26 protein-coding genes are annotated in these 26,744 nt (G+C 71.9%); 20 read left to right on the top strand and 6 right to left on the bottom strand.

The features are described from left to right. Positions 1-113 precede the first annotated feature (113 nt). From ACFYYT_RS22085 to ACFYYT_RS22075, 3 genes are all read right to left on the bottom strand, one after another. Positions 114-1,364, bottom strand: coding sequence for a hypothetical protein (locus ACFYYT_RS22085; RefSeq protein WP_351821078.1), 1,251 nt, complete (start codon positions 1,362-1,364; stop codon positions 114-116). A gap of 180 nt (positions 1,365-1,544) precedes the next feature. Further along, the gene (locus tag ACFYYT_RS22080; RefSeq protein WP_351821075.1) at positions 1,545-2,774 is read right to left on the bottom strand and encodes a DUF349 domain-containing protein; all 1,230 of its coding nucleotides are present in this window, start codon (positions 2,772-2,774) and stop codon (positions 1,545-1,547) included. Positions 2,775-2,964: 190 nt separating this feature from the next. Further along, positions 2,965-3,747 (bottom strand): peptidylprolyl isomerase, encoded by a 783-nt coding sequence (locus tag ACFYYT_RS22075; protein ID WP_351821073.1) that lies wholly within the window; start codon positions 3,745-3,747, stop codon positions 2,965-2,967. A 153-nt stretch (positions 3,748-3,900) separates the two neighbouring features. On the opposite strand from ACFYYT_RS22075, the gene ACFYYT_RS22070 reads away from it, so the two are divergent. The 5 genes from ACFYYT_RS22070 to ACFYYT_RS22050 all read left to right on the top strand — a co-directional run bounded on the left by ACFYYT_RS22070 (position 3,901) and on the right by ACFYYT_RS22050 (position 8,840). Then, positions 3,901-4,614: an MBL fold metallo-hydrolase gene (locus ACFYYT_RS22070; protein WP_351821070.1), complete on the top strand. Its 714-nt coding sequence runs from the start codon at positions 3,901-3,903 to the stop codon at positions 4,612-4,614. Positions 4,615-4,624: 10 nt separating this feature from the next. After that, positions 4,625-5,887, top strand: coding sequence for a histidine--tRNA ligase (gene hisS / locus ACFYYT_RS22065; protein WP_351821068.1), 1,263 nt, complete (start codon positions 4,625-4,627; stop codon positions 5,885-5,887). A gap of 192 nt (positions 5,888-6,079) precedes the next feature. Next, positions 6,080-6,694, top strand: coding sequence for a vitamin K epoxide reductase family protein (locus ACFYYT_RS22060; RefSeq protein WP_351821066.1), 615 nt, complete (start codon positions 6,080-6,082; stop codon positions 6,692-6,694). A gap of 44 nt (positions 6,695-6,738) precedes the next feature. Continuing rightward, positions 6,739-8,091: a replication-associated recombination protein A gene (locus tag ACFYYT_RS22055; protein ID WP_351821063.1), complete on the top strand. Its 1,353-nt coding sequence runs from the start codon at positions 6,739-6,741 to the stop codon at positions 8,089-8,091. 35 nt (positions 8,092-8,126) lie between these two features. Next, positions 8,127-8,840 (top strand): HNH endonuclease family protein, encoded by a 714-nt coding sequence (locus ACFYYT_RS22050; RefSeq protein WP_351821061.1) that lies wholly within the window; start codon positions 8,127-8,129, stop codon positions 8,838-8,840. On the opposite strand, the gene ACFYYT_RS22045 is transcribed toward ACFYYT_RS22050, so the two are convergent. Beyond that, the gene (locus ACFYYT_RS22045) at positions 8,834-9,763 is read right to left on the bottom strand and encodes a DUF2470 domain-containing protein (protein WP_351821058.1); all 930 of its coding nucleotides are present in this window, start codon (positions 9,761-9,763) and stop codon (positions 8,834-8,836) included. The two genes, ACFYYT_RS22050 and ACFYYT_RS22045, sit on opposite strands and share 7 nt — an antisense overlap. A gap of 55 nt (positions 9,764-9,818) precedes the next feature. On the opposite strand from ACFYYT_RS22045, the gene rpsD reads away from it, so the two are divergent. Further along, positions 9,819-10,430, top strand: a complete 612-nt coding sequence (rpsD, locus tag ACFYYT_RS22040; protein WP_030294564.1) for a 30S ribosomal protein S4 — start codon at positions 9,819-9,821, stop codon at positions 10,428-10,430. 17 nt (positions 10,431-10,447) lie between these two features. On the opposite strand, the gene ACFYYT_RS22035 is transcribed toward rpsD, so the two are convergent. After that, positions 10,448-12,595: an AAA family ATPase gene (locus ACFYYT_RS22035; RefSeq protein ID WP_351821055.1), complete on the bottom strand. Its 2,148-nt coding sequence runs from the start codon at positions 12,593-12,595 to the stop codon at positions 10,448-10,450. Positions 12,596-12,742: 147 nt separating this feature from the next. Here ACFYYT_RS22035 and ACFYYT_RS22030 point away from each other — a divergent pair, with 147 nt between their 5' ends. The 14 genes from ACFYYT_RS22030 to nusB all read left to right on the top strand — a co-directional run bounded on the left by ACFYYT_RS22030 (position 12,743) and on the right by nusB (position 25,936). Beyond that, entirely contained in the window at positions 12,743-13,195 is a 453-nt protein-coding gene (locus ACFYYT_RS22030; protein WP_351821052.1) for a DUF948 domain-containing protein, read from the top strand. A gap of 8 nt (positions 13,196-13,203) precedes the next feature. Beyond that, positions 13,204-13,557 (top strand): DUF6167 family protein, encoded by a 354-nt coding sequence (locus tag ACFYYT_RS22025; protein ID WP_351821050.1) that lies wholly within the window; start codon positions 13,204-13,206, stop codon positions 13,555-13,557. Further along, a complete protein-coding gene (alaS, locus tag ACFYYT_RS22020; RefSeq protein WP_351821047.1) occupies positions 13,557-16,241 on the top strand; it encodes an alanine--tRNA ligase in 2,685 nt (894 codons plus the stop codon). The genes ACFYYT_RS22025 and alaS overlap by 1 nt, the downstream gene beginning before the upstream one ends. Positions 16,242-16,243: 2 nt before the next feature. Continuing rightward, entirely contained in the window at positions 16,244-16,714 is a 471-nt protein-coding gene (gene ruvX / locus ACFYYT_RS22015; RefSeq protein WP_351821045.1) for a Holliday junction resolvase RuvX, read from the top strand. A gap of 126 nt (positions 16,715-16,840) precedes the next feature. Beyond that, on the top strand, positions 16,841-18,625 hold the full coding sequence (gene mltG / locus ACFYYT_RS22010; RefSeq protein WP_351821042.1) for an endolytic transglycosylase MltG: 1,785 nt from the start codon (positions 16,841-16,843) through the stop codon (positions 18,623-18,625). Positions 18,626-18,631: 6 nt separating this feature from the next. Continuing rightward, positions 18,632-19,459, top strand: coding sequence for a shikimate dehydrogenase (locus ACFYYT_RS22005; RefSeq protein ID WP_351821039.1), 828 nt, complete (start codon positions 18,632-18,634; stop codon positions 19,457-19,459). A 213-nt stretch (positions 19,460-19,672) separates the two neighbouring features. After that, the gene (gene aroC / locus ACFYYT_RS22000; protein ID WP_351821036.1) at positions 19,673-20,857 is read left to right on the top strand and encodes a chorismate synthase; all 1,185 of its coding nucleotides are present in this window, start codon (positions 19,673-19,675) and stop codon (positions 20,855-20,857) included. Positions 20,858-20,892: 35 nt separating this feature from the next. Then, on the top strand, positions 20,893-21,375 hold the full coding sequence (locus tag ACFYYT_RS21995; protein WP_351821146.1) for a shikimate kinase: 483 nt from the start codon (positions 20,893-20,895) through the stop codon (positions 21,373-21,375). After that, complete coding sequence (aroB, locus tag ACFYYT_RS21990) at positions 21,372-22,463, top strand: 3-dehydroquinate synthase (protein ID WP_351821033.1); 1,092 nt, start codon at positions 21,372-21,374, stop codon at positions 22,461-22,463. The genes ACFYYT_RS21995 and aroB overlap by 4 nt, the downstream gene beginning before the upstream one ends. Then, entirely contained in the window at positions 22,460-22,900 is a 441-nt protein-coding gene (aroQ, locus tag ACFYYT_RS21985; protein WP_266837915.1) for a type II 3-dehydroquinate dehydratase, read from the top strand. The genes aroB and aroQ overlap by 4 nt, the downstream gene beginning before the upstream one ends. A gap of 46 nt (positions 22,901-22,946) precedes the next feature. Then, entirely contained in the window at positions 22,947-23,693 is a 747-nt protein-coding gene (locus ACFYYT_RS21980; protein ID WP_351821029.1) for an AAA family ATPase, read from the top strand. 72 nt (positions 23,694-23,765) lie between these two features. Beyond that, complete coding sequence (locus ACFYYT_RS21975) at positions 23,766-24,872, top strand: aminopeptidase P family protein (RefSeq protein WP_351821027.1); 1,107 nt, start codon at positions 23,766-23,768, stop codon at positions 24,870-24,872. 59 nt (positions 24,873-24,931) lie between these two features. Next, on the top strand, positions 24,932-25,498 hold the full coding sequence (gene efp / locus ACFYYT_RS21970; RefSeq protein WP_351821024.1) for an elongation factor P: 567 nt from the start codon (positions 24,932-24,934) through the stop codon (positions 25,496-25,498). Between the two features lie 3 nt (positions 25,499-25,501). Beyond that, positions 25,502-25,936 (top strand): transcription antitermination factor NusB, encoded by a 435-nt coding sequence (gene nusB, locus ACFYYT_RS21965; protein ID WP_351821021.1) that lies wholly within the window; start codon positions 25,502-25,504, stop codon positions 25,934-25,936. 213 nt (positions 25,937-26,149) lie between these two features. Here nusB and bldD read toward each other — a convergent pair whose 3' ends face one another. Further along, a complete protein-coding gene (gene bldD / locus ACFYYT_RS21960; RefSeq protein WP_007263032.1) occupies positions 26,150-26,650 on the bottom strand; it encodes a transcriptional regulator BldD in 501 nt (166 codons plus the stop codon). Positions 26,651-26,744 lie beyond the last annotated feature (94 nt).

The following is a 26,744-nucleotide window of genomic DNA, read 5'->3' as shown; positions in this document are numbered from 1 at the left end:
AGGAGGCCCGGCGCAACGCTGGCCGGCGCAACGCGGGCCGTACGACGGATGGGCGCCACCCCCTCGGGGTGGCGCCCATCGTCACGTGGTGCGCGGCCGGCTGCCGGGCCGGATCAGGGGCAGCCCCACCAGACGAAGTTGAGGTTGCCGCCGAAGAGGGCGGAGACGACCGTGGCCGAGCCGATGATCCACATCACCGTGCTCCGCCGGGCCCTGGCGAGGGCCAGCGCGAAGGGGAACAGCAGCGGGAACGCCGGCATGATGAAGCGCATCTTCGAGAAGTAGAAGCCCGCTCCGCCCAGAGCCATCAGCATGATCATGGCGGCGAAGATCCACACGACCATCGGGGGCCGGCGCCTGCGCGTCATCAGGACGAACAGCACCACGGCCACCACCACGGTCAGCGAGACCACCACGTGGTTGAGGGTGGTGTGCACCTCGGTGAAGGTCTTCTTCAGCTCGTTGAGCGTGTCGAAGCCGCCGTCGTAGACCGAACCCCAGCGGCGCTGGAGCTCGAAGTAGCCGTCCCAGCGCCCGAAGTGCCAGCCGACGTAGCCCACGTACCCGAACCACCCCAGCGGGGCGATCAGCGAGGCCGTGACGATCCGGCCGACGGCCGGCCGCTGCGAGCGGCGCCCGCGGCGCCACTGGACGTACTCCCAGACCCCCGCGAGGACCACGGCGGCCACGATGGCCGAGCCGGAGGGCCGGGTCGCGCCGGCGAAGAAGGCCAGTACGCCCGCCGTGAGCCAGGACTTGGTCATCACCGCGTACATCGCCCACACCGACAGGGCGAGGAACAGCGGCTCGGTGTACGCCATCGACTGGACCAGCGCGGCCGGCACGATCGCGAACAGGGCGCAGGTGAAGAGCGCGACGCGGCGGCCGTAGATCTTGTCCGTGACCGCGAAGATGCCCCACGCCGCGATCACCGAGGCGAACAGGGCCAGGCCCATCGCCACCCAGTTCATGGGCAGGTGCGTGACGTACGAGGTCCAGCGGATCATCATCGGGTAGACGGGGAAGAACGCCATCTGGCAGCTCGGCCCCGCGAACGCGCACGGGGACGGGGTGGCCAGCGGGGTCGTCAGACCGTTCTCGGCGATGTGCAGGTAGTAGACGGCGTCCCAGCGGCCGCCCAGGATCTCCAGCGGCTGCACACCCTTGCGCTCTGCCCACACCGCCATGACGACGAGACCGGTCAGGCGCAGCCCGACGTGGATCAGGAGCGCCTTCCGCGCGCGCTGGAGGTTGGAGAGTACGCGCCGTCCGGCACCACGGAGTCCGGAGTCCTTCTTGCCGGTGAGCGGCTCGGCAACGAGCAGTGAATCGGGGACATCAGCGCGTATCTGGGTATGCGTCACATTCAATCCTGGTCGTCGCCCGGCAGAAGGCCGCCGAGGCGGCACCGTACAACGGTACACAGGTGTCAGGTGCTACCAGCGCGCACCCGGTGTTGAAACCACGTAACGAATAGGACGCACATAGAGCGGACGGGCACCGCCGGAGGAATCCGGCGGTGCCCGTCCGAGGTGCTCCGGCGGTCAGCCGCCGAACTCCTCCAGGCCCTTCAGCGCCTGGTCCAGCAGGGCCTGGCGGCCCTCCAGCTCCCGCGCCAGCTTGTCGGCCTTCGCGTTGTTGCCCGCGGCGCGCGCGGCGTCGATCTGACCGCGCAGCTTGTCGACGGCCGCCTGGAGCTGACCCGTCAGACCGGCCGCACGGGCCCGCGCCTCCGGGTTCGTCCGGCGCCACTCGCCCTCTTCGGCCTCCTGGATGGCCCGTTCCACCGCGTGCATCCGGCCCTCGACCTTGGGACGGGCGTCCCGCGGTACGTGACCGATGGCCTCCCAGCGCTCGTTGAGGGAACGGAAACCGGCGCGCGCCGCCTTCAGGTCCCGCACCGGAAGGAGCTTCTCCGCCTCGGTGGCCAGCTCCTCCTTCAGCTTCAGGTTCTCGATCTGCTCCGCGTCCCGCTCGGCGAAGACCTCGCCGCGCGCCGCGAAGAAGACGTCCTGCGCACCGCGGAAACGGTTCCACAGGTCGTCCTCGGACTCGCGCTGCGCCCGGCCCGCCGCCTTCCAGCTGTCCATCAGCTCGCGGTAGCGGGCGGCCGTCGGACCCCAGTCCGTCGACTTCGACAGCGACTCGGCCTCGGCGACCAGCTTCTCCTTGGCCTTGCGGGCGTCCTCGCGCTGGGCGTCCAGCGCGGCGAAGTGCGCCTTGCGGCGCTTGGAGAACGCGGAACGGGCGTGCGAGAAGCGATGCCACAGTTCGTCGTCCGACTTGCGGTCCAGCCGGGGCAGACCCTTCCAGATGTCCACCAGGGCCCGCAGCCGCTCGCCGGCGCTGCGCCACTGGTCGCTCTGCGCCAGCTGCTCGGCCTCGGCCACCAGCTCGTCCTTGGCCGCACGGGCCTCGTCCGTCTGCCTGGCCTTCTGGACCTTGCGCTCCTCGCGCCGCGAGTCCACGGTCGCCACCAGCTTGTCGAGCCGTACGCGCAGCGCGGCCAGGTCGCCCACGGCGTGGTGCTCGTCCACCTGCGTCCGCAGGTGCTCGATGGCCGTCTGGGCGTCCTTGGCGGACAGATCGGTGGTCCGCACCCGCCGTTCGAGGAGGCCGATCTCGACCACCAGGCCCTCGTACTTGCGCTCGAAGTAGGCCAGGGCCTCCTCAGGGGTGCCCGCCTGCCACGAGCCGACGACCTGCTCGCCCTCGGAAGTACGCACGTACACGGTGCCGGTCTCGTCGACTCGGCCCCACGGGTCGCTGCTCACAGCGCCTCCTCCACCTGATGCCCGTGAGGGGGTTCTCCCCCCGGGCATCGTCCACAGTTTCCTGGGGCGGGCAGCGCCCGCCCTGCACAACGCCAACATAGGCGACCGCCGGGCCGGCTGTCCGCATCCCGCACGACGCAATATCGGCGCACGGGACGCGGGCCGGCCGGGCCCGGGGGGCCGCCCGCCGTCAGTTCTTCGTGACGGTGCCCTTCTGGATGGTCACGGGGGTCTTCGGGGCGCCGTCGGGGGCGCCGTCGGCGGTCCCGGCCTTGGCCACGTCCTCCAGGACCTTCAGCCCGGCCGGGTCGATCTTGCCGAACGGGGTGTACGTCGGCGCCAGCGGGCTGTCCTTGTAGACCAGGAAGAACTGGCTGCCGCCGGTGCCCGGCTGCCCCGTGTTCGCCATCGCCACCGTGCCGGCCGGGTAGATCACCTGGCCCTGCTCGTTCGGCTTGCCCAGCGCGTCCAGGTTCTCGTCCGGGATGGTGTAGCCGGGGCCGCCCGAGCCGGTGCCCTGCGGGTCGCCGCACTGGAGCACGTAGATCCCGCCGGTGACCAGGCGGTGGCACTTGGTGTTGTCGAAGAAGCCCTTGTCGGCGAGCGTCTTGAACGAGTTGACCGTCTGCGGGGTCTTCGCCGCGTCCATCTCGAACTTCACGTCGCCCGCGCTGGTCTTGAGGTCGAAGGTGTACTTCGCCTTGCCGTCGATCGTCATCGGCGGCGACGGGGACTTCCCCGGCGTGGGCGCCGACGCGGACGCCGAGGGCTCGGCCGCCGCGTCCTTCGTGTCCTTGCCGTCGAAGACGCCCCCCACGACCAGGCCGACGAGGGTGGCGACGACCACGGCCGCGGCTGCCCCGCCCACCGCCCAGCGCTGCCGGGACTTGCGGCGGGCCTCGGCCCGGCGCTGCTGCTGGCGCTCGTACTTCTCCCTGGCGAGCTGTCGCCGACGCTGATCGCTCGTGACCACCGGGTCGTCTCCTTGTGCGTCTCTGGTACCGCTGTCCGGGCTCGGTTAGGCCGTACCGTATATGGGTTCGCTGTGTAATGAGGGGCGCCGGTAGGCTCTGAGCAGCAGATTCCGATCCGCTGCCGCCCACCGGACGACGATTGAGGGACGAACGTGCTGATTGCCGGATTCCCCGCCGGGGCCTGGGGGACCAACTGCTACCTGGTCGCCCCCGCCGCCGGTGAGGAGTGCGTGATCATCGACCCCGGCCACCAGGCCACCCAGGGTGTCGAGGAGACGCTCAGGAAGCATCGGCTCAAGCCCGTCGCGGTCGTCCTCACCCACGGCCACATCGACCACGTGGCCTCCGTGGTCCCGGTCTGCGGAGCGCACGACGTACCGGCCTGGATCCACCCCGAGGACCGCTTCATGATGAGCGACCCGGAGAAGGCCCTGGGCCGTTCCATCGGCATGCCGCTGATGGGGGAGCTGACCGTCGGCGAGCCGGACGACGTCCGCGAGCTGACCGACGGCGCCGTCCTGAAGCTGGCCGGGCTGGAGTTCTCGGTGGCGCACGCGCCCGGTCATACCAAGGGGTCGGTGACCTTCCGGATGCCCGAGGCGGCCGACGTCCCGCCGGTCTTCTTCTCGGGCGACCTGCTGTTCGCCGGCTCCATCGGACGCACCGACCTGCCCGGCGGCTCCCACGCCGAGATGCTCCAGTCGCTGGCCCGCGTGTGCCTGCCGCTGGACGACTCGACGGTGGTGCTGTCCGGCCACGGTTCCCAGACCACCATCGGCCGCGAGCGCGCGACCAACCCGTACCTGCGGGAAGTCGCCGCCGGCCTGGGAGCGGACCCGACCGCCGCCCCACGACGAGGAATGTGACGAGAGTTTCGTGAGTACCTTCCAGGCCCCCAAGGGCACGTACGACCTGCTGCCGCCCCGCTCCGCCACCTTCCTGGCGGTGCGCGAGGCGATCTCCGGCCCGCTGAAGAACTCCGGCTACGGGTACGTCGAGACCCCCGGCTTCGAGAACGTGGAGCTCTTCTCGCGCGGCGTCGGCGAGTCGACCGACATCGTCAGCAAGGAGATGTACACCCTCACCACCAAGGGCGGCGACCAGCTCGCGCTGCGCCCCGAGGGCACCGCCTCCGTGCTGCGCGCCGCCCTCCAGGGCAACCTGCACAAGGCCGGCCTGCTGCCCGTCAAGCTCTGGTACTCCGGCTCGTACTACCGCTACGAGCGGGCGCAGAAGGGCCGCTACCGCCACTTCTCGCAGGTCGGGGCCGAGGCCATCGGTGCCGAGGACCCGGCGCTGGACGCCGAGCTGATCATCCTGGCCGACCAGGCGTACCGCACGCTGGGCCTGCGCAACTTCCGGATCCTGCTGAACTCGCTCGGCGACAAGGAGTGCCGCCCGGTGTACCGGGAGGCCCTCCAGGCCTTCCTGCGCGGGCTGGACCTGGACGCCGACACCGTCCGCCGGGCCGAGATCAACCCGCTGCGCGTCCTCGACGACAAGCGCGAGGACGTCCAGAAGCAGCTGGTCGGTGCCCCGATGCTGCGCGACTACCTGTGCGACGCCTGCAAGGCGTACCACGAGGAGGTCCGGGCGCTGGTCACGGCCGCCGGGGTCGCCTTCGAGGACGACGAGAAGCTGGTGCGCGGGCTCGACTACTACACCCGTACCACCTTCGAGTTCGTGCACGACGGCCTGGGCTCGCAGTCCGCGGTCGGCGGCGGCGGCCGCTACGACGGCCTCTCCGAGATGATCGGCGGACCGGCGCTGCCGTCGGTCGGCTGGGCGCTCGGCGTGGACCGCACGGTCCTCGCGCTGGAGGCCGAGGGCGTGACCCTCGACATCCCCGCCGCGACCTCGGTGTTCGCGGTGCCGCTGGGCGAGGAGGCCCGCCGGGTGCTGTTCGCCAAGGTCACCGAGCTGCGCCGGGCCGGGGTCGCGGCCGACTTCGCGTTCGGTGGAAAGGGACTCAAGGGCGCCATGAAGGACGCCAACCGCTCGGGCGCCCGGTTCGCCGTGGTGGCGGGCGAGCGCGACCTCGCCGAGGGCGTCGTCCAGCTGAAGGACATGGAGGCCGGCGAGCAGCGCCCGGTCGCCCTGAACGACCTGGTGGCGGAGATCCGGGCCCGCCTGGGCTGAGCCGCGGCCGATCCGGAGGGCGGGGCGGGGGAACGGTTCCCCGGCCCCGCCCTCCGGCGTTCCGCGCGGCCTGATCCGGTCGCGGGCCCCCCGGCCGCGGCCGTCCTTATCCGCAGCGAACGGTGCGCGCACAGGCCCGTACGGCACAATGGCCGGTGCTTTGATGACCTTGCAGATGTGGAGCGGGCGGGTATGACGACAACCAGTGCCGGTGCGGACGCCGCTCCGCGGACCTTCGGGGGCAGCCGGGCGCTGGCCCTGCTGCTCGTGATCACGGGGGCCGCGGGACTGCTGGCCGCGTGGGTGATCACCATCGACAAGTTCAAGCTGCTGGAGGACCCGAACTTCACGCCGGGCTGCAGCCTGAACCCGGTCGTCTCCTGCGGCAACATCATGAAGAGCGAACAGGCGTCCGCCTTCGGGTTCCCGAACCCGATGATGGGCCTGGTCGCCTACGGGATCGTGATCTGCGTCGGCATGAGCATCCTGGCCGGGGCCCGGTTCCGCGGCTGGTACTGGCTGACCCTGAACGCCGGCGCCCTGTTCGGCGTCGGATTCTGCGCCTGGCTGACGTACCAGTCGCTGTACAACATCAACTCCCTGTGCCTGTGGTGCTGCCTGGCCTGGGTCGCCACGATCGTCATGTTCTGGTACGTGACCTCGCACAACGTCCGCGAGGGCGTGCTGCCCGCCCCCGGCTGGCTGCGGGGCTTCTTCGCCGAGTTCACCTGGGTGCTGCCCGTCCTGCACGTCGGGATCATCGGGATGCTGATCCTGACCCGCTGGTGGGACTTCTGGACCTCCTGAGCCGCCCGGCCCGGAGTGTCAGTGGCCTCGCATAGGCTTCCGGTGTGGAACCAGACCTCTTCACCGCCGCCGCCGAGGACCGCCAGGAGAAGGACCCCTCGGCCTCGCCGCTCGCCGTCCGGATGCGCCCGCGCACCCTGGACGAGGTGGTCGGCCAGCAGCACCTGCTGAAGCCCGGCTCGCCGCTGCGCCGGCTGGTGGGGGAGGGCGCCGGGGGTCCGGCCGGAGCCTCGTCGGTGATCCTGTGGGGACCGCCCGGCATCGGCAAGACCACCTTGGCCTACGTGGTCAGCCAGGCGACGCAGAAGCGCTTCGTCGAGCTGTCGGCGATCACGGCCGGGGTGAAGGAGGTCCGCGCCGTCATCGAGGGCGCCCGGCGCGCCGCCGGGGGGTACGGCAAGGAGACCGTCCTCTTCCTCGACGAGATCCACCGCTTCAGCAAGGCGCAGCAGGACTCCCTGCTGCCGGCCGTGGAGAACCGCTGGGTCACCCTGATCGCGGCGACCACGGAGAATCCGTACTTCTCGATCATCTCCCCGCTGCTGTCACGCTCCCTGCTGCTGACGCTGGAGCCGCTGACGGACGAGGACCTCAGCGCGCTGATGCGCCGCGCGCTCGCCGAGGAGCGGGGCCTGGGCGGGGCGGTGTCCCTGCCGGCCGACGCCGAGGCCCACCTGCTGCGGATCGCGGGCGGTGACGCGCGCCGCGCGCTGACCGCGCTGGAGGCCGGGGCCGGATCGGCCATCGCCAAGGGCGAGGAGGAGATCAGCCTCCAGACGGTGGAGGAGGCGGTCGACCGGGCGGCGGTCAAGTACGACCGGGACGGCGACCAGCACTACGACGTGGCGAGCGCGCTGATCAAGTCGATCCGCGGCTCGGACGTGGACGCGGCGCTGCACTACCTGGCCCGGATGATCGAGGCGGGGGAGGACCCCCGGTTCATCGCGCGGCGCCTGATGATCTCCGCGAGCGAGGACATCGGCCTGGCGGACCCGACGGCGCTGCCGCTGGCGGTGGCCGCCGCCCAGGCGGTGGCGATGATCGGCTTCCCGGAGGCCGCCCTGACCCTGTCGCACGCGACCATCGCCCTGGCCCTGGCCCCGAAGTCGAACACCGCGACGACCGCGATCGGGGCCGCGCTGGCCGACGTACGGGCCGGGCTCGCGGGGAGCGTCCCGTCGCACCTGCGGGACGGGCACTACAAGGGGGCGGCGAAGCTGGGGCACGCGGTGGGCTACGTCTACCCGCACGACGTGCCGGGCGCGATCGCCGCGCAGCAGTACGCGCCGGACGAGATCCACGGCAAGCGGTACTACGAGCCGACCCGCTACGGCGCGGAAGCCCGCTACGCGGACGTGGTGGAGAAGGTCCGCGAACGCCTGCGCGGCGGGTCCTGACCTGCGGCGTCCTCGCCGGGGCCTACGCTCCCGGCATGGGACGCCGGACTCCGCTCATCGCCGCCGTCGCCGCGGCACTGCTGGCCGCCGGATGTCACCACGCGGACCCGGGGGAGGCTCGGGCCAGTGCCGCCGCCCTCGTGGGGAGGGTGCCGCTCGCGTCCGCCGGCTTCCCGCCGGACGCGGCCACCGCGCGGGCGCGGCTGGCCGGGCTGAAGGTCGAGTGGGGCAAGAACTGGCAGACGTACAAGAGGGAGGAGTTCGGCCGCTACTGGTCGGACGAGACCGATGCCGTTGGCGGACGCAACGGCTGCGACACCCGGGACGACGTGCTGCGCCGGGATCTGAGCGAGCTGCGCGAGGGGGACCGCAACCCCTGTGTAGTGGTGTCCGGGGTGCTGCACGATCCGTACACCGGCGGGGAACTCCCCTACACCTACCGGCGCGCCTCGCAGATCGAGACGGACCACGTGGTGGCGCTCGGTGCCGCCTGGCGGGGCGGCGCGTACGCGTGGACGCCGCAGCGCAGGCTGGAGTACGCCAACGACCTGGACGTGCTGCTCGCCGTGGACAAGCGGACGAACCAGGACAAGGGCAGCAGGACCGCCGACAAGTGGCGGCCGCCGCGGCAGGCGTACTGGTGCGAGTACGGCCGCCGGTACACCGGCATCAAGGCCAAGTACGGCCTGTCGGTGACCCCGCCGGAGAAGGCGGCCCTCCAGGAGCTGCTGGGCTCCTGCCCTCAGTGAGCGGCGGCCGCGAAGAGCTGGTGCACCGCCCGGCGCAGGCCGCAGATGTCCGCCACCGGCTCCGGGAAGTCGAAGCGGGCGTCGAAGGAGTCGAAGGAGGAGCGGCCCGTGCCGGTGAAGCGCACCCGCAGGCCGAGCCGGTCCAGGGCGAGGGGGACGGCCCTCAGCCCGGCGCCGGCCCGGGGGCCCAGCAGGCCGCACAGGTCGGCGACCCGCTCCGCGTGGGCGGCGTGCAGGTGCTGGAGCAGCTCCGCCTCGTGCGCGGCCATCGGGTCCGGCGCGGCGCCGGCCAGTTCCCCGGGGTCCACGCGCTCGGCGCCCCACAGGTCGTCCACCGCGATCTCGCCGACCTCCAGGCGGAGCATCATCCAGGCGGGGCGGACCGGCCGCGGGCCGTCGCCGGGCGGCTCCGGGGACTCGGACAGGCCCAGCAGCTCGCCCACCGGCCGCCGCTCGGCGAGCAGCGCGGCGCACCCGGCCCGGTCGGCTCCGCGCACCGGGGTCAGCCACCCGGCGAGCCGGGCGCGGCCCCGTATACGATGGGGAACGGACACCGGCGCCACGTCCGTGATCTCGATCACGGCGGTGAGGTCGTCGTCCTGGGCGTGAGCGGCTGCCCTGGCAGCTGCGGATTCCCCGGAAACTAGGAGAATCACGTCCCCGTCCGGGGTGACGGTCCGTGTGACCGGCGCCCCTTTCCCGAGTTCGTCGGGCTCGTGCGTGTCACGAGCATCCGGCAGGGTGAGGGATACTGAGGCGTTGGACTCTACGAGGGTTCGTACGCGTTCGGCTCCGGTGAGCTGCCGAACGCCTTCCCTGGGACGCGGCTGACCTTGCTTATCGTCGGCGCAAGCGGATTCTGTTTCGTCTGAATCCGGACTGCGCTGCGCACTGGGCAGGGGGATCCCATGTGGTCGAGACATTACGTCCTCCTCGCTAAGGTAAGCCTCACCTAACTTACATGGAGGTAGGTTCCACGTGAACCAGAAGCGACCCAAGGTCAAGAAGTCGCGTGCCCTCGGCATTGCGCTGACCCCGAAGGCCGTCAAGTACTTCGAGGCCCGCCCCTACCCGCCGGGCGAGCACGGCCGTGGCCGCAAGCAGAACTCGGACTACAAGGTTCGTCTGCTGGAGAAGCAGCGTCTGCGCGCTCAGTACGACATCTCTGAGCGTCAGATGGCCCGCGCGTACGACCGCGCCAAGAAGGCCGAAGGCAAGACGGGCGAGGCGCTGGTCGTCGAGCTCGAGCGTCGCCTCGACGCCCTGGTCCTGCGTTCGGGCATCGCCCGGACCATCTACCAGGCCCGCCAGATGGTCGTTCACGGCCACATCGAGGTCAACGGTGGCAAGGTCGACAAGCCGTCGTTCCGTGTCCGCCCGGACGACGTCATCACGGTGCGCGAGCGCAGCCGCGAGAAGGTTCCGTTCCAGGTTGCCCGTGAGGGTGGCTACGCAGGCGAGGGCGAGACCCCGCGCTACCTGCAGGTCAACCTGAAGGCCCTGGCCTTCCGCCTGGACCGCGACCCGAACCGCAAGGAAATCCCGGTCATCTGCGACGAGCAGCTCGTCGTCGAGTACTACGCCCGCTGATCCAGCGGCCGTAGCCCTCACAGGCTGGTCCCGGCCCGCCGTCCCCTCCGGGGGGCGGCGGGCTTCCGCGTTCCCGCGCCCCGCTCGCCGCCCGCCTCCGCGCGCAGCACCAGCGCCGCCGGCGTCAGCTGCCGGCCCTCGGCGGCGTACGCCGCGTACCGCTCCGGGCCCAGCAGCTCGCCCGCCCGCTCCCGGCACATCAGCCGGGGCGCGTTGAAGTACCCCGACCCGAACAGGCGCAGGCCCACCCCCTCCCACATCGGCTCCGCCGCGCCCTGGAGCACCGCCGCCTCGGCCGCGGCGCCCTCGGCGACCGTGACCAGGGCCAGCAGCTCCACCGCCAGCACCAGCCCGACCAGGTCGCGGAAGGTGTGGTTGACGCCCACGCACTCGGTCAGCAGCCGCCGCGCACCGGCCGTGTCCCCCGCGTCCAGCGCCGCGTACGCCAGCACGTAGAGCGCGTACGCCTTCGTCCAGCGCTCCCCGCGCTCCTCGCAGATGTCCCGGACCTCCTCGCACAGCGCCACCGCCCCCGCCAGGTCCCCCTGGAAGGCCAGCGCCATCGCCAGCTCCACCTGGCACATCAGCACGTTGCTGTTGAGCTCGCCCGTCTCCCGGTAGCGCTCCAGCGCGGTTCCCAGCAGTTCCCCGGCCCGGACCATGTCGTCCGAGACCAGCGCCAGGCAGCCCAACCGGTGCACCGCGTACGCGGCCGCCACCCGGTTCCCGGTCCGCTCGGCGCCGGCCCGGCACTCGTGCAGCGCGCCCAGGGACGCCACGGAGTCGCCCTGGAGCGCGGCGACGTAGCCGAGCACCCACAGCGCCTTCAGCCGCGAGCCCTCGTACTCCTCCTCCACCGGACCGCACTCCAGGGTCCGGTCCAGCCAGTGCCGCCCCTCGGTCAGCCGGCCGCAGCCCGCCCAGTAGAACCACAGCGTGCCCGCCAGGTACTGGCCCAGGTGCGGCTCCCCGGGCTCGTCCAGGCAGCACTCCAGCGCGAGCCGCAGGTTGGCCAGCTCCGCCTCCGCCAGCGCGGCCACCTCCGCCTGCCGCGGGCTGAACCAGTCCAGCTCGCACCAGGTGGCCAGTCCCACATACCAGTCCCGGTGCCGCCGCCGCAGCCGGCCGGCGTCCCCCAGCGACTCCAGCCAGCCCGCCCCGTAGACCCGTACGGTCTCCAGCATCCGGTAGCGCACCCCGGCCGGGGTGTCCTCGCGGGTCAGCAGCGACTGCGCCAGCAGCTCCCCGACCAGATCGACCACCCGGTCCACCGGCAGGTCGGGGCCCGCGCACACGTACTCGGCGGCCTCCAGGTCGAACAGCCCGGCGAACACCGACAACCGGGCCCACAGCAGCCGCTCCTCGGCGGTGCACAGCTCGTGGCTCCACCCGATCGCCGTCCGCAGCGCCCGGTGCCGGGGCAGCGCCCCGCGCGTCCCGCCCGTCAGCAGCGCGAAGCGGTCCTCCAGCCGGGCCAGCACCTGCTCCGGCGACAGCGCCCGCAGCCGGCCGGCCGCCAGCTCCAGGGCCAGCGGGATCCCGTCGAGCCGCGCGCACAGCTCCGTCAGCGCGGGCCGGTTCGCCGCCGTCACCGCGAAGGCCGGGTCCGCGGCCGCAGCCCGGGCGGTCAGCAGCTCCAGGGCGTGCGGCGGGTCCAGCGGGGCCAGCGGGAGGACCGACTCCCCTTCCACCCCGAGCGGGCGGCGGCCCGCGGCGAGCACCCGCAGGCCGGGGGAGCCCAGCAGCAGCTCCCGCACCAGCTCCGCCGTCTCCTCCACCAGCTGCTCGAAACCGTCCAGGACCAGCAGCAGCCGCCGCTCCGCGAGGTGTCCGGCCAGGACGGTCCGGGGCGGCCGGGTGGTGTGGTCGGTCAGCCCGAGGGCCTCGGCCAGGGTGAACTCCAGCAGCGCGGGATCGCGTACGGAGGACAGTGCGGCCAGCCACACGCCGTCGCAGTAGCGTTCCTGCGCCCCTTCGGCGGCGGTCCGGGCGGCCGCGAGGGCCAGCCGGGACTTGCCGACGCCGCCCACCCCGGTCACCGTCACCAGCCGGGAGGACTCCAGGAGCCGGTCCAGTCCGGCGAGTTCACCACCCCGGCCGACGAAGGCGCTCAGCTCCGAGGGAAGATTGCCGGACGGCCCTCGTCGAGGGGGTCTCTGTCGCATGGGACACGGAGGGTACTGCTCCGGACGCGCTCCGTACAAGGCGGTGGCGCCGGGCCCCGGATTCCGGTACTGCGGCGGATCTCCGGCGCGATAGGGTCGGAGGACGACTTTTCCCCGTAGGTTCGCAGATTCAGGAAGCGGTGCAACGTGTCCGGTGGTGAGGTGGCCGGGATCCTCGTGGCCGTCTTCTGGGCCATCCTGGTCTCCTTCCTCGCCGTGGTGCTGGTGAGGCTCGCCCAGGTGCTCAAGGCGACGACCCAGCTCGTCGCCGACGTGACCGAGCAGGCCGTTCCGCTGCTCGCGGACGCCTCGAACACCGTCCGCTCCGCGCGCACCCAGCTCGACCGGGTCGACGCGATCGCGAGCGACGTCCAGGAGGTCACCTCCAACGCCTCCGCCCTGTCCTCCACCGTGGCCTCCACCTTCGGCGGCCCGCTGGTCAAGATCGCGGCCTTCGGCTACGGGGTCCGCAAGGCCCTGGGCAAGGCGGACGACGTACCGCAGAAGACCGACCGGCGTACGCGCGGTGACGGCGGCCGCCGTACCGTGATCGTCGGCCGTACCGTGCCGGGCGCCCGGCGCCGGAAGCAGAAGGGCTGAGACCGCCTATGTTCCGCCGAGCCTTCTGGTTCACCGCAGGCGCCGCCGCCGGCGTGTGGGCCACCACCAAGGTCAACCGCCAGCTGAAGAAGCTGACGCCTGAGAGCCTCGCCGCCCAGGCCGCCGACAAGGCGGTGGAGGCGGGGCACCGCCTCAAGGACTTCGCCCTCGACGTCAAGGCGGGAATGACGCAGCGCGAGGACGAGCTGAACGACGCACTGGGGCTGACCCAGGACCCCGACCGCCCCGACAACGTCACGGCCCTCCCCGGGCCGCGGCGGCTGCGGGCGATCGAGCACCACCGGAACGACCAGACCACTGACCGATCGAAATTTTCGTACAACCGGAATGAGGACCACTGATGGAGTCGGCTGAAATCCGCCGCCGCTGGCTGAGCTTCTTCGAGGAGCGCGGTCACGCCGTTGTCCCTTCGGCGTCGCTCATCGCGGACGACCCGACTCTGCTGCTGGTGCCCGCGGGCATGGTGCCCTTCAAGCCCTACTTCCTGGGCGAGGTCAAGCCGCCGGCCCCGAGGCTGACCAGCGTGCAGAAGTGCGTCCGCACGCCGGACATCGAAGAGGTCGGCAAGACCACCCGCCACGGCACGTTCTTCCAGATGTGCGGCAACTTCTCCTTCGGGGACTACTTCAAGGAAGGCGCCATCAAGTACGCCTGGGAGCTGCTCACCAGCTCCGTGGCGGACGGCGGCTACGGCCTGGAGCCCGAGAAGCTCTGGATCACCGTCTACCTCGACGACGACGAGGCCGAGACGATCTGGCGTGACGTCATCGGCGTCCCCGCCGAGCGCATCCAGCGCCTGGGCAAGAAGGACAACTTCTGGTCCATGGGCGTCCCCGGACCCTGCGGCCCGTGCTCGGAGATCAACTACGACCGCGGCCCCGAGTTCGGCGTCGAGGGCGGCCCGGCCGTCAACGACGAGCGCTACGTGGAGATCTGGAACCTGGTCTTCATGCAGTACGAGCGCGGCGCGGGCGACGGGAAGGAAGACTTCCCGATCCTCGGCGACCTGCCGTCGAAGAACATCGACACCGGCCTCGGCCTCGAACGCCTCGCGATGATCCTGCAGGGCGTGCAGAACATGTACGAGACCGACACCCTGCGCGTGGTCATGGACAAGGCCACCGAGCTCACCGGCGTCCGGTACGGCGCCGCCCAGGGCACCGACGTCTCGCTGCGCGTGGTCGCCGACCACATCCGCACCTCCGCCATGCTCATCGGCGACGGCGTCACCCCCGGCAACGAGGGCCGCGGCTACGTGCTGCGCCGCATCATGCGCCGCGCCATCCGCAACATGCGCCTCATGGGCGCCACCGGCCCGGTCGTCCAGGACCTGATCGGCGTCGTGATCGACACGATGGGGCAGCAGTACCCGGAGCTGATCACCGACCGCAAGCGCATCGAGACCGTCGCGCTCGCCGAGGAGGCCGCCTTCCTCAAGGCCATCAAGGGCGGCACGAACATCCTCGACAGCGCCGTGACCGAGACCAAGGCCACCGGCGGCACGGTCCTCTCCGGCGACAAGGCGTTCCTGCTCCACGACACCTGGGGCTTCCCGATCGACCTCACCCTGGAGATGGCCGCCGAGCAGGGCCTCTCCGTGGACGAGAGCGGCTTCCGCCGCCTGATGCAGGAGCAGCGCGACCGCGCCAAGGCCGACGCCAAGGCCAAGAAGACCGGCCACGCGGACATGTCCGCCTACCGGGAGATCGCCGACGGCTCCGGCGCCACCGAATTCACCGGCTACGCCACCACCCAGGGCGAGTCCACCATCGTCGGCCTGCTGGTCAACGGCGTCTCCGCGCCCGCCGCCTCCGAGGGCGACGACGTCGAGGTCGTACTGGACCGCACCCCCTTCTACGCCGAGGGCGGCGGCCAGCTCGCCGACCAGGGCCGCATCAAGCTCGACTCCGGCGCCGTCATCGTCGTGCGCGACGTGCAGCAGCCCGTCCCGGGCGTCTCCGTCCACAAGGGCTCCGTCCAGGTCGGCGAGGTCACGGTGGGCGCCTCCGCGTACGCCGCGATCGACATCAACCGCCGCCGGGCCATCGCCCGTGCCCACTCGGCCACGCACCTGACCCACCAGGCGCTGCGCGACGCCCTCGGCCCCACGGCGGCCCAGGCCGGTTCCGAGAACTCGCCCGGCCGCTTCCGCTTCGACTTCGGCTCCCCGAACGCCGTCCCCGGCACGGTCCTCACCGACGTCGAGCAGAAGATCAACGACGTCCTCTCCCGCGAGCTCGACGTCACCGCCGAGATCATGAGCATCGACGAGGCGAAGAAGCAGGGCGCCATCGCCGAGTTCGGCGAGAAGTACGGCGAGCGCGTGCGCGTCGTGACCATCGGCGACTTCTCCAAGGAGCTGTGCGGCGGCACGCACGTCGGCAACACCGCCCAGCTGGGCCTGGTGAAGCTGCTCGGCGAGTCCTCCATCGGCTCCGGCGTGCGCCGCGTCGAGGCCCTGGTGGGCGTGGACGCGTACAACTTCCTCGCCAAGGAGCACACGGTCGTCGCCCAGCTCCAGGAGCTGGTCAAGGGCCGTCCGGAGGAGCTGCCGGAGAAGATCGCCTCCATGCTCGGCAAGCTGAAGGACGCCGAGAAGGAGATCGAGAAGTTCCGCGCGGAGAAGGTCCTCCAGGCCGCCGCCGGTCTGGCCGCGGGCGCCCAGGACATCCGCGGTGTCGCCCTCGTCGTCGGCACCGTCCCGGACGGCACCGGCGCCGACGACCTGCGCAGGCTGGTCCTCGACGTCCGCGGGCGGCTCGGTCAAATGTCGGGGCAGGGCGACCGCCCGGCCGTCGTGGCCCTCTTCACCACCGCGAACGACCGCCCGCTGACCGTGATCGCCACCAACGAGGCGGCCCGCGAGCGCGGCCTCAAGGCCGGTGACCTGGTCCGTACGGCCGCCAAGACCCTCGGTGGCGGCGGCGGCGGCAAGCCGGACGTGGCCCAGGGCGGCGGCCAGAACCCGGCCGCCATCCCGGAGGCCATCAGCGCCGTCGAGCGCCTCGTCGTCGAGACGGCCTGACGATGACGCTGCGCCGTGGCCGCAGACTGGCCATCGACGTCGGAGACGCCCGGATCGGGGTCGCCTCGTGCGACCCCGACGGGGTGCTCGCCACACCGGTGGAAACCGTGCCGGGCCGGGACATCCCGTTCGCCCACCGGCGGCTGCGGCAGCTCGTCGAGGAGTACGAGCCCCTCGAAGTCGTGGTCGGCCTCCCCCGCTCGCTCAGCGGGCGGGAGGGGCCGGCCGCGGCCAAGGTGCGCGTCTTCGCGAACGAACTCGCCAAGGGCATCAAGCCGGTGACGGTACGTCTGGTGGACGAGCGGATGACCACGGTCACCGCGGCCCAGGGGCTGCGGGCTTCGGGCAGGAACGCCAAGAAGGGCCGTGCGGTCATCGACCAGGCGGCCGCAGTGGTGATCCTCCAGAACGCTCTTGAGACCGAACGGGTATCAGGTAATCCGCCCGGCGAGTGCGTCGAAGTGGTTGTCTGATCGCGATACGGTAACGTTCCGCGCGATGTGGCGGCATTCGAACAGCCGTCGCCCACCACTTCAGAGGCGGAACCGGGTGCCGCGGCAACGAAGCCGCTGCCTCCGTCTCGCGGCTCTAGGGGACCGATGACTGAGTATGGCCGGGGCCGCGCCCCCGAACCCTGGCACCCGGAGGACCCCCTCTACGGGGACCAGGGCTGGACCGGGCAGGCGACCCAGCAGGGTCAGGAGCCCTACGCAGGCGGCCAGCAGCAGTATCAGCACGAGCCGCAGTACCAGGGGCCCCAGCACCCGGAGCCGCAGTACCAGCAGTACCCCCAGCAGTACCCGGAGGGGGAGCAGCAGTACCCCCAGCAGCAGCAGTACGTGCCGCAGGACCAGCAGCTCCACCAGCAGCAGCACCAGCCCCAGCCCCAGCCGGTCTACGACGGCCAGGGCTGGGACACCGGGCAGGAGCCGCAGGTCCAGTACCAGGCCGCGGCGCAGGTCCATGCCCAGGCGCAGGCGCAGGCGCCGGGCCAGTTCCAGGGCGAGGCGCCGGGCCAGTACCAGGGCGGGCCCGCGCCGGTGGACCCGTACGCGGGCGTGGACCCGTACGCCCAGCCCGTCGCCGTGGGCTATCCCGGCGAGGCCCCCGACCTCTACACCACCCCCGACGCCTTCCCGCCGCCGCGGCCCCCCGGCCGGCGCCACCTCGACCCGGACCCGGCCGACGAGCCGCTGCCCGAGGAGCCCGAGGAGTCCCTCCTCCCCGCCGACGCCGACGACGAGCCCCCCGGCCGCGGCGGCCGCCGCGCGGGCCGCGGCAAGGGCGGCAAACCCAAGCGCAGCGGAGCGGCCTGCCTGGTCGCGGCCCTCGTCATCGTCGCCGTCGTCGGCGGTGGCGGCTACTACGGGTACTCGTACATCAAGGACCGCTTCGGTGCCACGGAGGACTTCGCCGGCAGCGGCTCGGAGGAGTCCATCGACATCGAGATTCCCAAGGGGGCGGGCCTCGGACAGATGGGCCGCATCCTGAAGGAAGCGGGGGTCGTCGCGAGCGCCCAGGCCTTCGTGGACGCGGCCAACGCCAACCCCAAGGGCAAGTCCATCCAGCCCGGCGTCTACACACTGAAGAAGAAGATGTCGGGTTCGGCGGCCGTCGCCGTCATGATCGACCCGACCAAGCTCAACGTCATCACCGTCACCGAGGGCATGCGCAACACCAAGGTGTACGAGGCGATCGACAAGAAGCTCGGCAAGCCGGCCGGCACCACCAAGGACATCGCGGCGCGCGAGGCCAAGAACCTGGGCCTGCCGGCCTGGGCGGGCAACGACCCGAAGCTGATCGACCCGCTGGAAGGCTTCCTCTATCCGACGCGCTATGACCTCGGCAAGGACAGCACCCCCGAGTCTTTGCTCAAGCAGATGGTCAAGAACGCGACGGCCAAGTACACGGAGCTGAACGTCGAGGGCAAGGCAAAGGAACTGGGCCTCGAGAACCCGCTCCAGGTCGTCACGGTCGCCAGCCTCGTCAACGCCGAGGGCAAGAACCACGACGACTTCCGGAAGATGGCGGAGGTGGTCTACAACCGCCTCAAGAAGTCGAACGACGTCACGAACCAGAAGCTCCAGTTCGACTCGACGTACAACTACGTCAAGAACCAGAGCGAGATCAACTTCAATCTGAAGGAAGCCCAGGCCTTCGACCACCCGTACAACACGCACGTCGTCAAGGGACTGCCGCCCGGCCCCATCGGCAACCCCGGCCTGGAGGCGCTGACCGCTACGCTCAACCCGGACCACGGCGGCTGGATGTTCTTCGTGTCGGTCGACGGTCACACCACGACCTTTACCAAGACGTACGACGAGCACCTCAAGCTCGTCGCCGAGTTCCAGGAACGGCAGAAGCAGCAGAAGAGCGGCGGGTAGCGGAACATGTCAGAAATACGGGCCGCGGTGCTGGGTTCGCCCATCGAGCACTCCCTCTCACCGGTGCTGCACCGCGCCGCCTACCGGGAGCTCGGCCTCGGTGACTGGTCCTACGACCGGTTCGAGATCGACGAGGCCGCGCTCCCCGGGTTCGTGGCCGGGCTCGGCCCCGAATGGGCGGGGCTGTCCCTGACCATGCCGCTCAAGCGGGCGGTCATCCCGCTGCTCGACGCGGTCAGCGACACCGCCGCCGCCGTGGAGGCGGTCAACACGGTCGTCCTCACCCGGGACGGCCGCCGCCTCGGCGACAACACCGACGTCCCCGGGATCGTTGCCGCGCTCAACGAGCGCGGCGTCGAGAAGGTCCCCGCAGCCGCCGTCCTCGGCGCCGGGGCCACCGCCTCCTCGGCGCTGGCCGCCCTCGGGCGGATCTGCACCGGCGAGGTCACCGCGTACGTCCGCTCCGCCGCCCGCGCCGCCGAGATGCGCGAGTGGGGCGAGCGGCTCGGCGTCACCGTCCGGACGGCCGACTGGTCGCGGGCGGCCGAGGCGCTGGCCGCGCCGCTGGTCATCGCGACCACCCCGGCCGGGGCCACCGACTTCCTCGCCGAAGCCGTGCCGAAGACCCCGGGCACCCTCTTCGACGTCCTCTACGACCCCTGGCCCACGGCGCTGGCCGCCGCCTGGACGGGCCGCGGCGGGACCCTGCTCGGCGGCCTGGACCTGCTGGTCCACCAGGCCGTCCTCCAGGTCGAGCAGATGACCGGGGCCGCCCGCGGCCCCCTCGCGGCCATGCGGGCCGCCGGCGAAGCCGCCCTGCGCGCCCGCCACTGAGCCACCGCCGGGTCGCCGCCGGGCGGGGGCGGTCGCCCCGCACGCGTAGGGAACGGATAGCTCCGCGGGTCAGGGTGGGCGCCGTACCCGTCGTCCGACTGCTGGACCGGGACCGGTGCACCCGCCCGGACGTGGGAGGATCGGGTGAGGCGGGTCAGGGCCGCGCACCCGGTCGCGCCGTTGCAGTGCCAGGCGCGAGCATGAGGAGCATCGTTGAGCAGGTTGCGTTGGCTGACCGCAGGAGAGTCGCACGGACCGGCCCTGGTCGCGACGCTGGAGGGCCTTCCCGCCGGCGTCCCGGTCACCACCGAGCTGGTGGCGGACCACCTGGCCCGGCGCCGGCTCGGCTATGGCCGCGGTGCCCGGATGAAGTTCGAGCAGGACGAGATCACCTTCCTCGGCGGCGTCCGGCACGGGCTGTCGCAGGGCTCCCCGATCGCGGTCATGATCGGCAACACCGAGTGGCCCAAGTGGGAGACCGTCATGTCGGCCGACCCGGTCGACCCCTCGCTGCTCAAGGACACCGGCCGCAACGCGCCGCTGACCCGCCCGCGCCCCGGCCACGCCGACCTCGCGGGCATGCAGAAGTACGGCTTCGACGAGGCCCGGCCGATCCTGGAGCGCGCCAGCGCCCGTGAGACCGCCGCCCGCGTCGCCCTCGGCGCCGTCGCCCGCTCCTTCATCAAGGAGGTCGCGGGCATCGAGATCGTCTCCCACGTGGTGGAGCTCGCCGCGGCGAAGGCCCCCTACGGAGTCCTCCCGACCCCCGCCGACGTCGACAGGCTCGACGCCGACCCGGTGCGCTGCCTCGACGCCGACGCGTCGAAGGCGATGGTCGCCGAGATCGACCAGGCCCACAAGGACGGCGACACCCTCGGCGGCGTCGTCGAGGTCCTCGCCTACGGGGTGCCCGTCGGCCTCGGCTCGCACGTCCACTGGGACCGCCGCCTCGACGCGCGCCTCGCCGCCGCCCTCATGGGCATCCAGGCCATCAAGGGCGTCGAGGTCGGCGACGGCTTCGAGCTGGCCCGCGTGCCCGGCTCTCAGGCGCACGACGAGATCGTCTCCACCCCCGAGGGCCTCAAGCGGACCACCGGCCGCTCCGGCGGCACCGAGGGCGGTCTGACCACCGGTGAGCTGCTGCGCGTACGGGCCGCCATGAAGCCCATCGCGACCGTGCCGCGCGCCCTCGCGACCGTCGACGTGGCGACCGGCGAGGCGACGGTGGCCCACCACCAGCGCTCCGACGTGTGTGCCGTGCCCGCCGCGGGCATCGTCGCCGAGGCCATGGTCGCGCTCGTGCTCGCCGACGCCGTGGTCGAGAAGTTCGGCGGCGACTCGGTCGGCGAGACCCGCCGCAACGTGCGCTCCTACCTCGACAACCTGCAGATCCGGTGACCGCCGCCGGACCGCTGGTCGTCCTCGTCGGACCCATGGGGTCCGGCAAGTCCACGGTGGGGGCCCTGATCGCCGAACGGCTCGGCGTCGCCTACCGGGACACCGACGCCGACATCGTCGCCGCCACGGGCCGGGAGATCTCCGACCTGTTCGTCGACGAGGGCGAGCCGTACTTCCGCGAGCTGGAGCGGCAGGCCGTCGCGGCCGCCGTCGCCGGGCACACCGGAGTCCTCGCCCTCGGCGGCGGCGCCGTCCTCGACGGGGGCACCCGCGCCCTCCTCGGCGGACTGCCCGTGGCCTACCTGTCGATGGACGTCGAGGAGGCCGTGCGCCGCGTCGGGCTCGGCGCCGCCCGCCCGCTGCTCGCCGTCAACCCGCGCCGCCAGTGGCGCGAGCTGATGGACGCCCGGCGCCACCTGTACACCGAAGTCGCGCGCGTCGTGGTGACCACCGACGACCGCACCCCCGAAGAGGTCGCCCAGGCGGTCCTCGACGCTCTGGAGTTGAAGGACGTATGACAGACCAGGTGACGCGGATCAACGTCGGCGCCAGCGCCGGACACGACGCGTACGACGTGCTGGTGGGCCGGCAGCTGCTCGGCGAGCTGGGCGGCCTGATCGGTACGAAGGCCCAGCGGGTCGCCGTGATCCACCCCGAGGCCCTCGCCTCGACGGGTGAGGCGCTGCGCGACGACCTCGCGGCGCAGGGCTACGAGGCCGTCGCCATCCAGGTGCCGAACGCCGAGGAGGCCAAGACCATCGAGGTGGCGGCGTACTGCTGGAAGGCGCTCGGCCAGTCCGGCTTCACCCGCACCGACGTGATCGTCGGCGTCGGCGGCGGCGCCACGACCGACCTCGCGGGCTTCGTCGCGGCCTCCTGGCTGCGCGGGGTGCGCTGGATCGCGGTGCCGACCACCGTCCTCGCGATGGTCGACGCGGCCGTCGGCGGCAAGACCGGCATCAACACCGCCGAGGGCAAGAACCTCGTCGGCGCCTTCCACCCGCCGGCCGGGGTGCTCTGCGACCTCGCGGCCCTGGACTCGCTGCCGGTCAACGACTACGTCAGCGGCCTCGCCGAGGTCATCAAGGCCGGATTCATCTCCGACCCGGTGATCCTCGACCTGATCGAGTCCGACCCGGCGGCCGCCCGCACGCCCGCGGGCCCGCACACGGCCGAGCTGATCGTGCGCTCCATCCGGGTCAAGGCCGACGTGGTCTCCAGCGACCTCAAGGAAGCCGGACTGCGCGAGATCCTCAACTACGGCCACACCCTGGCGCACGCCATCGAGAAGAACGAGCGCTACAAGTGGCGGCACGGCGCCGCCGTGTCCGTCGGCATGGTCTTCGCGGCCGAGCTCGGCCGGCTGGCGGGCCGGCTCGACGACGCGACGGCGGACCGGCACCGCGAGGTCCTCGCGGCCGTCGGGCTGCCGCTGACCTACCGCGGCGACCAGTGGCCCAAGCTGCTCCAGACCATGCAGGTCGACAAGAAGTCCCGCGGCAACCTGCTGCGCTTCATCGTCCTGGACGGCCTGGGCAAGCCCACCGTCCTGGAGGGCCCGGACCCGGCGCACCTGATCGCCGCGTACGGCGAGGTCTCCGCGTGAGCCGCAAGGTGCTCGTGCTGAACGGCCCGAACCTGGGCCGCCTCGGCTCCCGCGAGCCCGACGTCTACGGGGCCACCTCGTACGCCGGTCTCGTCGAGAGCTGCCGCACCCTGGGTGCGGAGCTCGGCTTCGACGTGGAGGTCCGCGAGACCAACGACGAGGGCGAACTGGTGCGCTGGCTGCACGAGGCCGCCGACGGCAAGGTCCCCGTCGTGATCAACCCGGGCGCCTTCACGCACTACTCGTACGCCATGCGGGACGCGGCGGCGCAGCGCACCGCGCCGCTGATCGAGGTGCACATCTCCAACCCGTACGCCCGCGAGGAGTTCCGGCACACCTCCGTCATCGCGGCCGTGGCCACCGGCACCGTGGCGGGCTTCGGGCTGGGCTCCTACCGGCTGGCGCTGCGTGCGCTGGCGGAAGAGGTCACGGCCTGAGATAACGTTCTCGCATCAGTCGCCTGAACGAGACGGAGTGGCGCGGATGCAGCACGGAGTGGGGGGCTGGAGTCCGCCGACGGGTCAGCACCCGGCGGCGCCCCCGCCGCCGCCGATACCCCCCGCGCAAGGCTGGCCGGTGACGCCGGTGACGCCGGTGCCCGAGGCCACGGGGCACATCCCGCTGCCCCCCGCCGTGGCCGTGCCGCCCGCGCCCCCCGCTCCGGGCACCGGCGGCGCGACCCTCGCGGTGCTGCTCATCGGCCCGGCGGGGGCCGGCAAGACCACCGTGGCGCGGCACTGGGCGAACACCCGCCCGGTGCCGACCGCCCACATCAGCCTCGACGACGTCCGCGAATGGGTGCGCTCCGGCTTCGCGGACCCGCAGTCCGGCTGGAACGAGCACTCCGAGGCCCAGTACCGCCTGGCCCGCCGCACCTGCGGCTTCGCCGCCCGCAACTTCCTGGCCAACGGGATCTCCTGCATCCTCGACGACGCCGTCTTCCCCGACCGCCCCGTGGTGGGGCTCGGGGGCTGGAAGCGGCACGTGGGGCCCGGGCTGCTGCCCGTGGTGCTGCTGCCCGGCCTGGAGATCGTCCTGGACCGCAACGCCGCCCGCTCCGGCAACCGCCGGCTCTCCGACGAGGAAGTCGCCCGCATCCACGGCCGGATGGCCGGCTGGTACGGCTCGGGGCTGCCGATCATCGACAACTCCCACCTCGACGTGGAGGGCACCGCCCGGGCCCTGGACGAGGCCCTCGCACGGGCTCTGGCGGCCCCCGGGAGCTGGTAGCCGGCCCCCCGCAGGCCTCGTCCGGCCGCGCTCGCCGGGCCGGATGCGCGGGGCGCTCGTACGCTCGAAGACATGTCAGACGTGTACGCGACCCGCAGGGGGCTGCTCCGCGACCGCTGTACGGCCGCGGGCAGCTCCGCCGCACTGATCACGCGTCCGGCGAACGTCCGCTACCTCGCCGGGGCGTCCCCGCTGGGCGCCGTCCTGCTGGTCGGGCCCGCCGACGACGTGCTGTTCTGCGCCGCCGCACCCACCGGCGAGGCGGACGAGGGGCGGCTCGACGAACGGCTGCGCCTGTCCGTCCTGCCCAATGCCGGAGCGGACCCGGCCGTGGCCGCGGCCGATCTGGCCGCCGCCGGCAGCGCCGAGTCCCTCGCCGTCGAGGAACACCACCTGACCGTCGGCCGCCACCGGGCCCTGCGCTCGGTCGCGCCCCGGCTGCGGCTGGCCGACCTCGGTTCCGCCGTGGAGCAGCTGCGCCTCGTCAAGGACGAGGAGGAGATCGCCTGCCTGCGGATCGCCGCCGAGATCGCCGACCAGGCCCTCGGCGAGCTGCTGGAGTCGATCCTCGTCGGCCGCACCGAACGCCACCTGGCGCTGGAGCTGGAACGCCGCCTCGTGGACCACGGCGCCGACGGACCGGCCTTCCCGACCTCCGTCGGTACCGGCCCGCACTCCGGCCGCTCCCGGCACCGGCCCTCGGACCGGCGGGTGGAGGAGGGCGACTTCCTCTCCGTCTGCCTCGGCGCGAACTACCGGGGCTACCGCTGCGAGATCGGCCGGACCTTCGTGATCGGCACCACCCCCGCCGACTGGCAGATCGAGCTGTACGAGCTCGTGTTCGCCGCCCAGCGGGCCGGCCGGGAGGCCCTCCTGCCGGGCGCCGCCTACCGCGACGTGGACCGCGCGGCACGCTCCGTGCTGGACTCCGCGGGGCACGGAGAAGCCCTCGCGGGGTGGATGGGACACGGGGTGGGCCTCGAAATCGACGAGGACCCGCAGCTTGCACCTACGGCAATGGGTAAACTGGACGCTTGCGTGCCGGTCACCGTCGAACCGGGGGTTCACCTCCCGGGCCGGGGAGGTGTCCGGATCGATGACACGCTCGTCGTACGCCCCGAGGCGGACGGCGGTCCCGAGCTACTCACCATTACGACCAAGGAGCTGCTCGCGCTCTAGCCCGCGTGGCCGGGCTGTGCGCGCACCCGTGGTCTTCCAGTGCAGGAGATTCCGCAACCGTGGCTTCCACGAACGACCTCAAGAACGGCATGGTGCTGAAGCTCGACGGGGGCCAGCTCTGGTCCGTCGTCGAGTTCCAGCACGTCAAGCCCGGCAAGGGCCCGGCCTTCGTGCGTACCAAGCTGAAGAGCGTCATGTCCGGCAAGGTCGTCGACAAGACGTTCAACGCCGGCACCAAGGTCGAGACGGCCACCATCGACCGCCGCGACATGCAGTTCTCGTACATGGACGGCGACTACTTCGTCTTCATGGACATGAGCACCTACGACCAGCTGATGGTCGACCGCAAGGCCGTCGGCGACGCCGCCAACTTCCTCATCGAGGGCTTCACCGCCTCCGTGGCCCAGCACGACGGCGAGGTGCTCTACGTCGAGCTCCCGGCCGCCGTCGAGCTGACCATCCAGCACACGGACCCGGGCGTCCAGGGCGACCGCTCCACCGGCGGCACCAAGCCCGCCACGCTGGAGACCGGCTACGAGATCCAGGTCCCGCTGTTCGTGACCACGGGCGAGGTCGTCAAGGTCGACACCCGCACGAGCGACTACCTCGGCCGGAAGAGCAACTAACCCGTGGCTGCTCGGAGCAATGCGCGCAAGCGCGCCTTCCAGATCCTGTTCGAGGCCGACCAGCGCGGGGTTCCCGTGCGCGAGGTCCTCGCGGACTGGATCCGCCACTCGCGGTCGGACGACCGGCAGCCGCCGGTCAACGAGTTCACGATGAACCTCGTCGAGGGGTACGCCGACAAGGTGAACCGGATCGACGAGCTGATCGTCACCTACGCCGTGGACTGGGACCTCGACCGCATGCCGGTCGTGGACCGCAACATCCTGCGGCTGGGCGCCTACGAGCTGATCTGGGTCGACGAGACCCCGGACGCCGTGGCGATCGACGAGGCGGTCCAGCTGGCCAAGGAGTTCTCGACGGACGAGTCGCCCTCGTTCGTGAACGGACTGCTGGGCCGGTTCAAGGACCTCAAGCCGAAGCTGCGGCGCAGCGAGAGCTGACACGGAGCACCGCGCCGTACGGAAGGGCCCGCAACGCACGCGTTGCGGGCCCTTCCGGCTGCCCGGGCCGGGACGGGGCCGTTTCCGGCCACCGGGGGCGCGGAGCGCGGGGCGCGCACAGACGAAACCGGCGGGTGCCGGGACCCGTGAAGGGGTCCCGGCACCCGCCGGTAAACGTTTCTGCTGGCCGCTGGCCGCTGGTCCTGCCGGGGACTAGATGTCCTCGTGGGCCACCGCGCGGCGCGCGTCCGCGTCCAGGACGCCCCAGCTGATGAGCTGCTCGGTCAGGACGGAGGGGGACTGGTCGTAGATGACGGCCAGGGTGCGCAGGTCGTCCTGGCGGATCGACAGCACCTTGCCGTTGTAGTCGCCGCGCTGGCTCTGGATCGTCGCCGCGTAGCGCTGGAGCGGGCCGGCCTTCTCGGCGGGAACGCCCGCCAGGCGCTCCAGGTCCAGGCGCAGCTTCGGCGGCGGCTCGGCCGCTCCGCCGGGAGTGGTGCCCGGCAGCAGTTCCTGCACCGGAACCCCGTAGAAGTCCGCCAGCTCGGCAAGGCGCTGGACGGTCACGGCGCGGTCCCCGCGCTCGTAGGACCCGACCACCACGGCCTTCCAACGGCCCTGGGACTTCTCCTCGACACCGTGGAGGGAGAGGCCCTGCTGGGTGCGGATGGCGCGGAGCTTGGCCCCGAGCTGTTTGGCGTATTCGCTGGACATAACGCTCCCGGACGCTGTGACGCTGTGACGACATGGACGACAGGCGACATGGTTGACATGCGGCTCCGTCGCGCGGCTGGTAACTCACTGTGAG

Origin of the sequence: Streptomyces sp. NPDC002032 (genome assembly GCF_042890765.1) — a bacterium.
Lineage (GTDB): Bacteria > Actinomycetota > Actinomycetes > Streptomycetales > Streptomycetaceae > Streptomyces.
This window is presented reverse-complemented; position numbering and strand designations above follow the sequence as displayed.

Bases quoted from the DNA above. Each gene is read 5' to 3' on its own strand.
- ACFYYT_RS22045 (WP_351821058.1), bottom strand. From the start codon at position 9,763: ATGTCTCGACCACATGGGATCCCCCTGCCCAGTGCGCAGCGCAGTCCG.
- alaS (WP_351821047.1), top strand. From the start codon at position 13,557: ATGGAGTCGGCTGAAATCCGCCGCCGCTGGCTGAGCTTCTTCGAGGAG.
- bldD (WP_007263032.1), bottom strand. From the start codon at position 26,650: ATGTCCAGCGAATACGCCAAACAGCTCGGGGCCAAGCTCCGCGCCATC.
- ACFYYT_RS22025 (WP_351821050.1), top strand. From the start codon at position 13,204: ATGTTCCGCCGAGCCTTCTGGTTCACCGCAGGCGCCGCCGCCGGCGTG.
- ACFYYT_RS21975 (WP_351821027.1), top strand. From the start codon at position 23,766: ATGTCAGACGTGTACGCGACCCGCAGGGGGCTGCTCCGCGACCGCTGT.
- ACFYYT_RS22050 (WP_351821061.1), top strand. From the start codon at position 8,127: ATGGGACGCCGGACTCCGCTCATCGCCGCCGTCGCCGCGGCACTGCTG.
- mltG (WP_351821042.1), top strand. From the start codon at position 16,841: ATGACTGAGTATGGCCGGGGCCGCGCCCCCGAACCCTGGCACCCGGAG.
- ACFYYT_RS22060 (WP_351821066.1), top strand. From the start codon at position 6,080: ATGACGACAACCAGTGCCGGTGCGGACGCCGCTCCGCGGACCTTCGGG.
- ruvX (WP_351821045.1), top strand. From the start codon at position 16,244: ATGACGCTGCGCCGTGGCCGCAGACTGGCCATCGACGTCGGAGACGCC.
- ACFYYT_RS22005 (WP_351821039.1), top strand. From the start codon at position 18,632: ATGTCAGAAATACGGGCCGCGGTGCTGGGTTCGCCCATCGAGCACTCC.
- ACFYYT_RS21980 (WP_351821029.1), top strand. From the start codon at position 22,947: ATGCAGCACGGAGTGGGGGGCTGGAGTCCGCCGACGGGTCAGCACCCG.
- ACFYYT_RS22035 (WP_351821055.1), bottom strand. From the start codon at position 12,595: ATGCGACAGAGACCCCCTCGACGAGGGCCGTCCGGCAATCTTCCCTCG.
- ACFYYT_RS21995 (WP_351821146.1), top strand. From the start codon at position 20,893: ATGGGGTCCGGCAAGTCCACGGTGGGGGCCCTGATCGCCGAACGGCTC.
- aroB (WP_351821033.1), top strand. From the start codon at position 21,372: ATGACAGACCAGGTGACGCGGATCAACGTCGGCGCCAGCGCCGGACAC.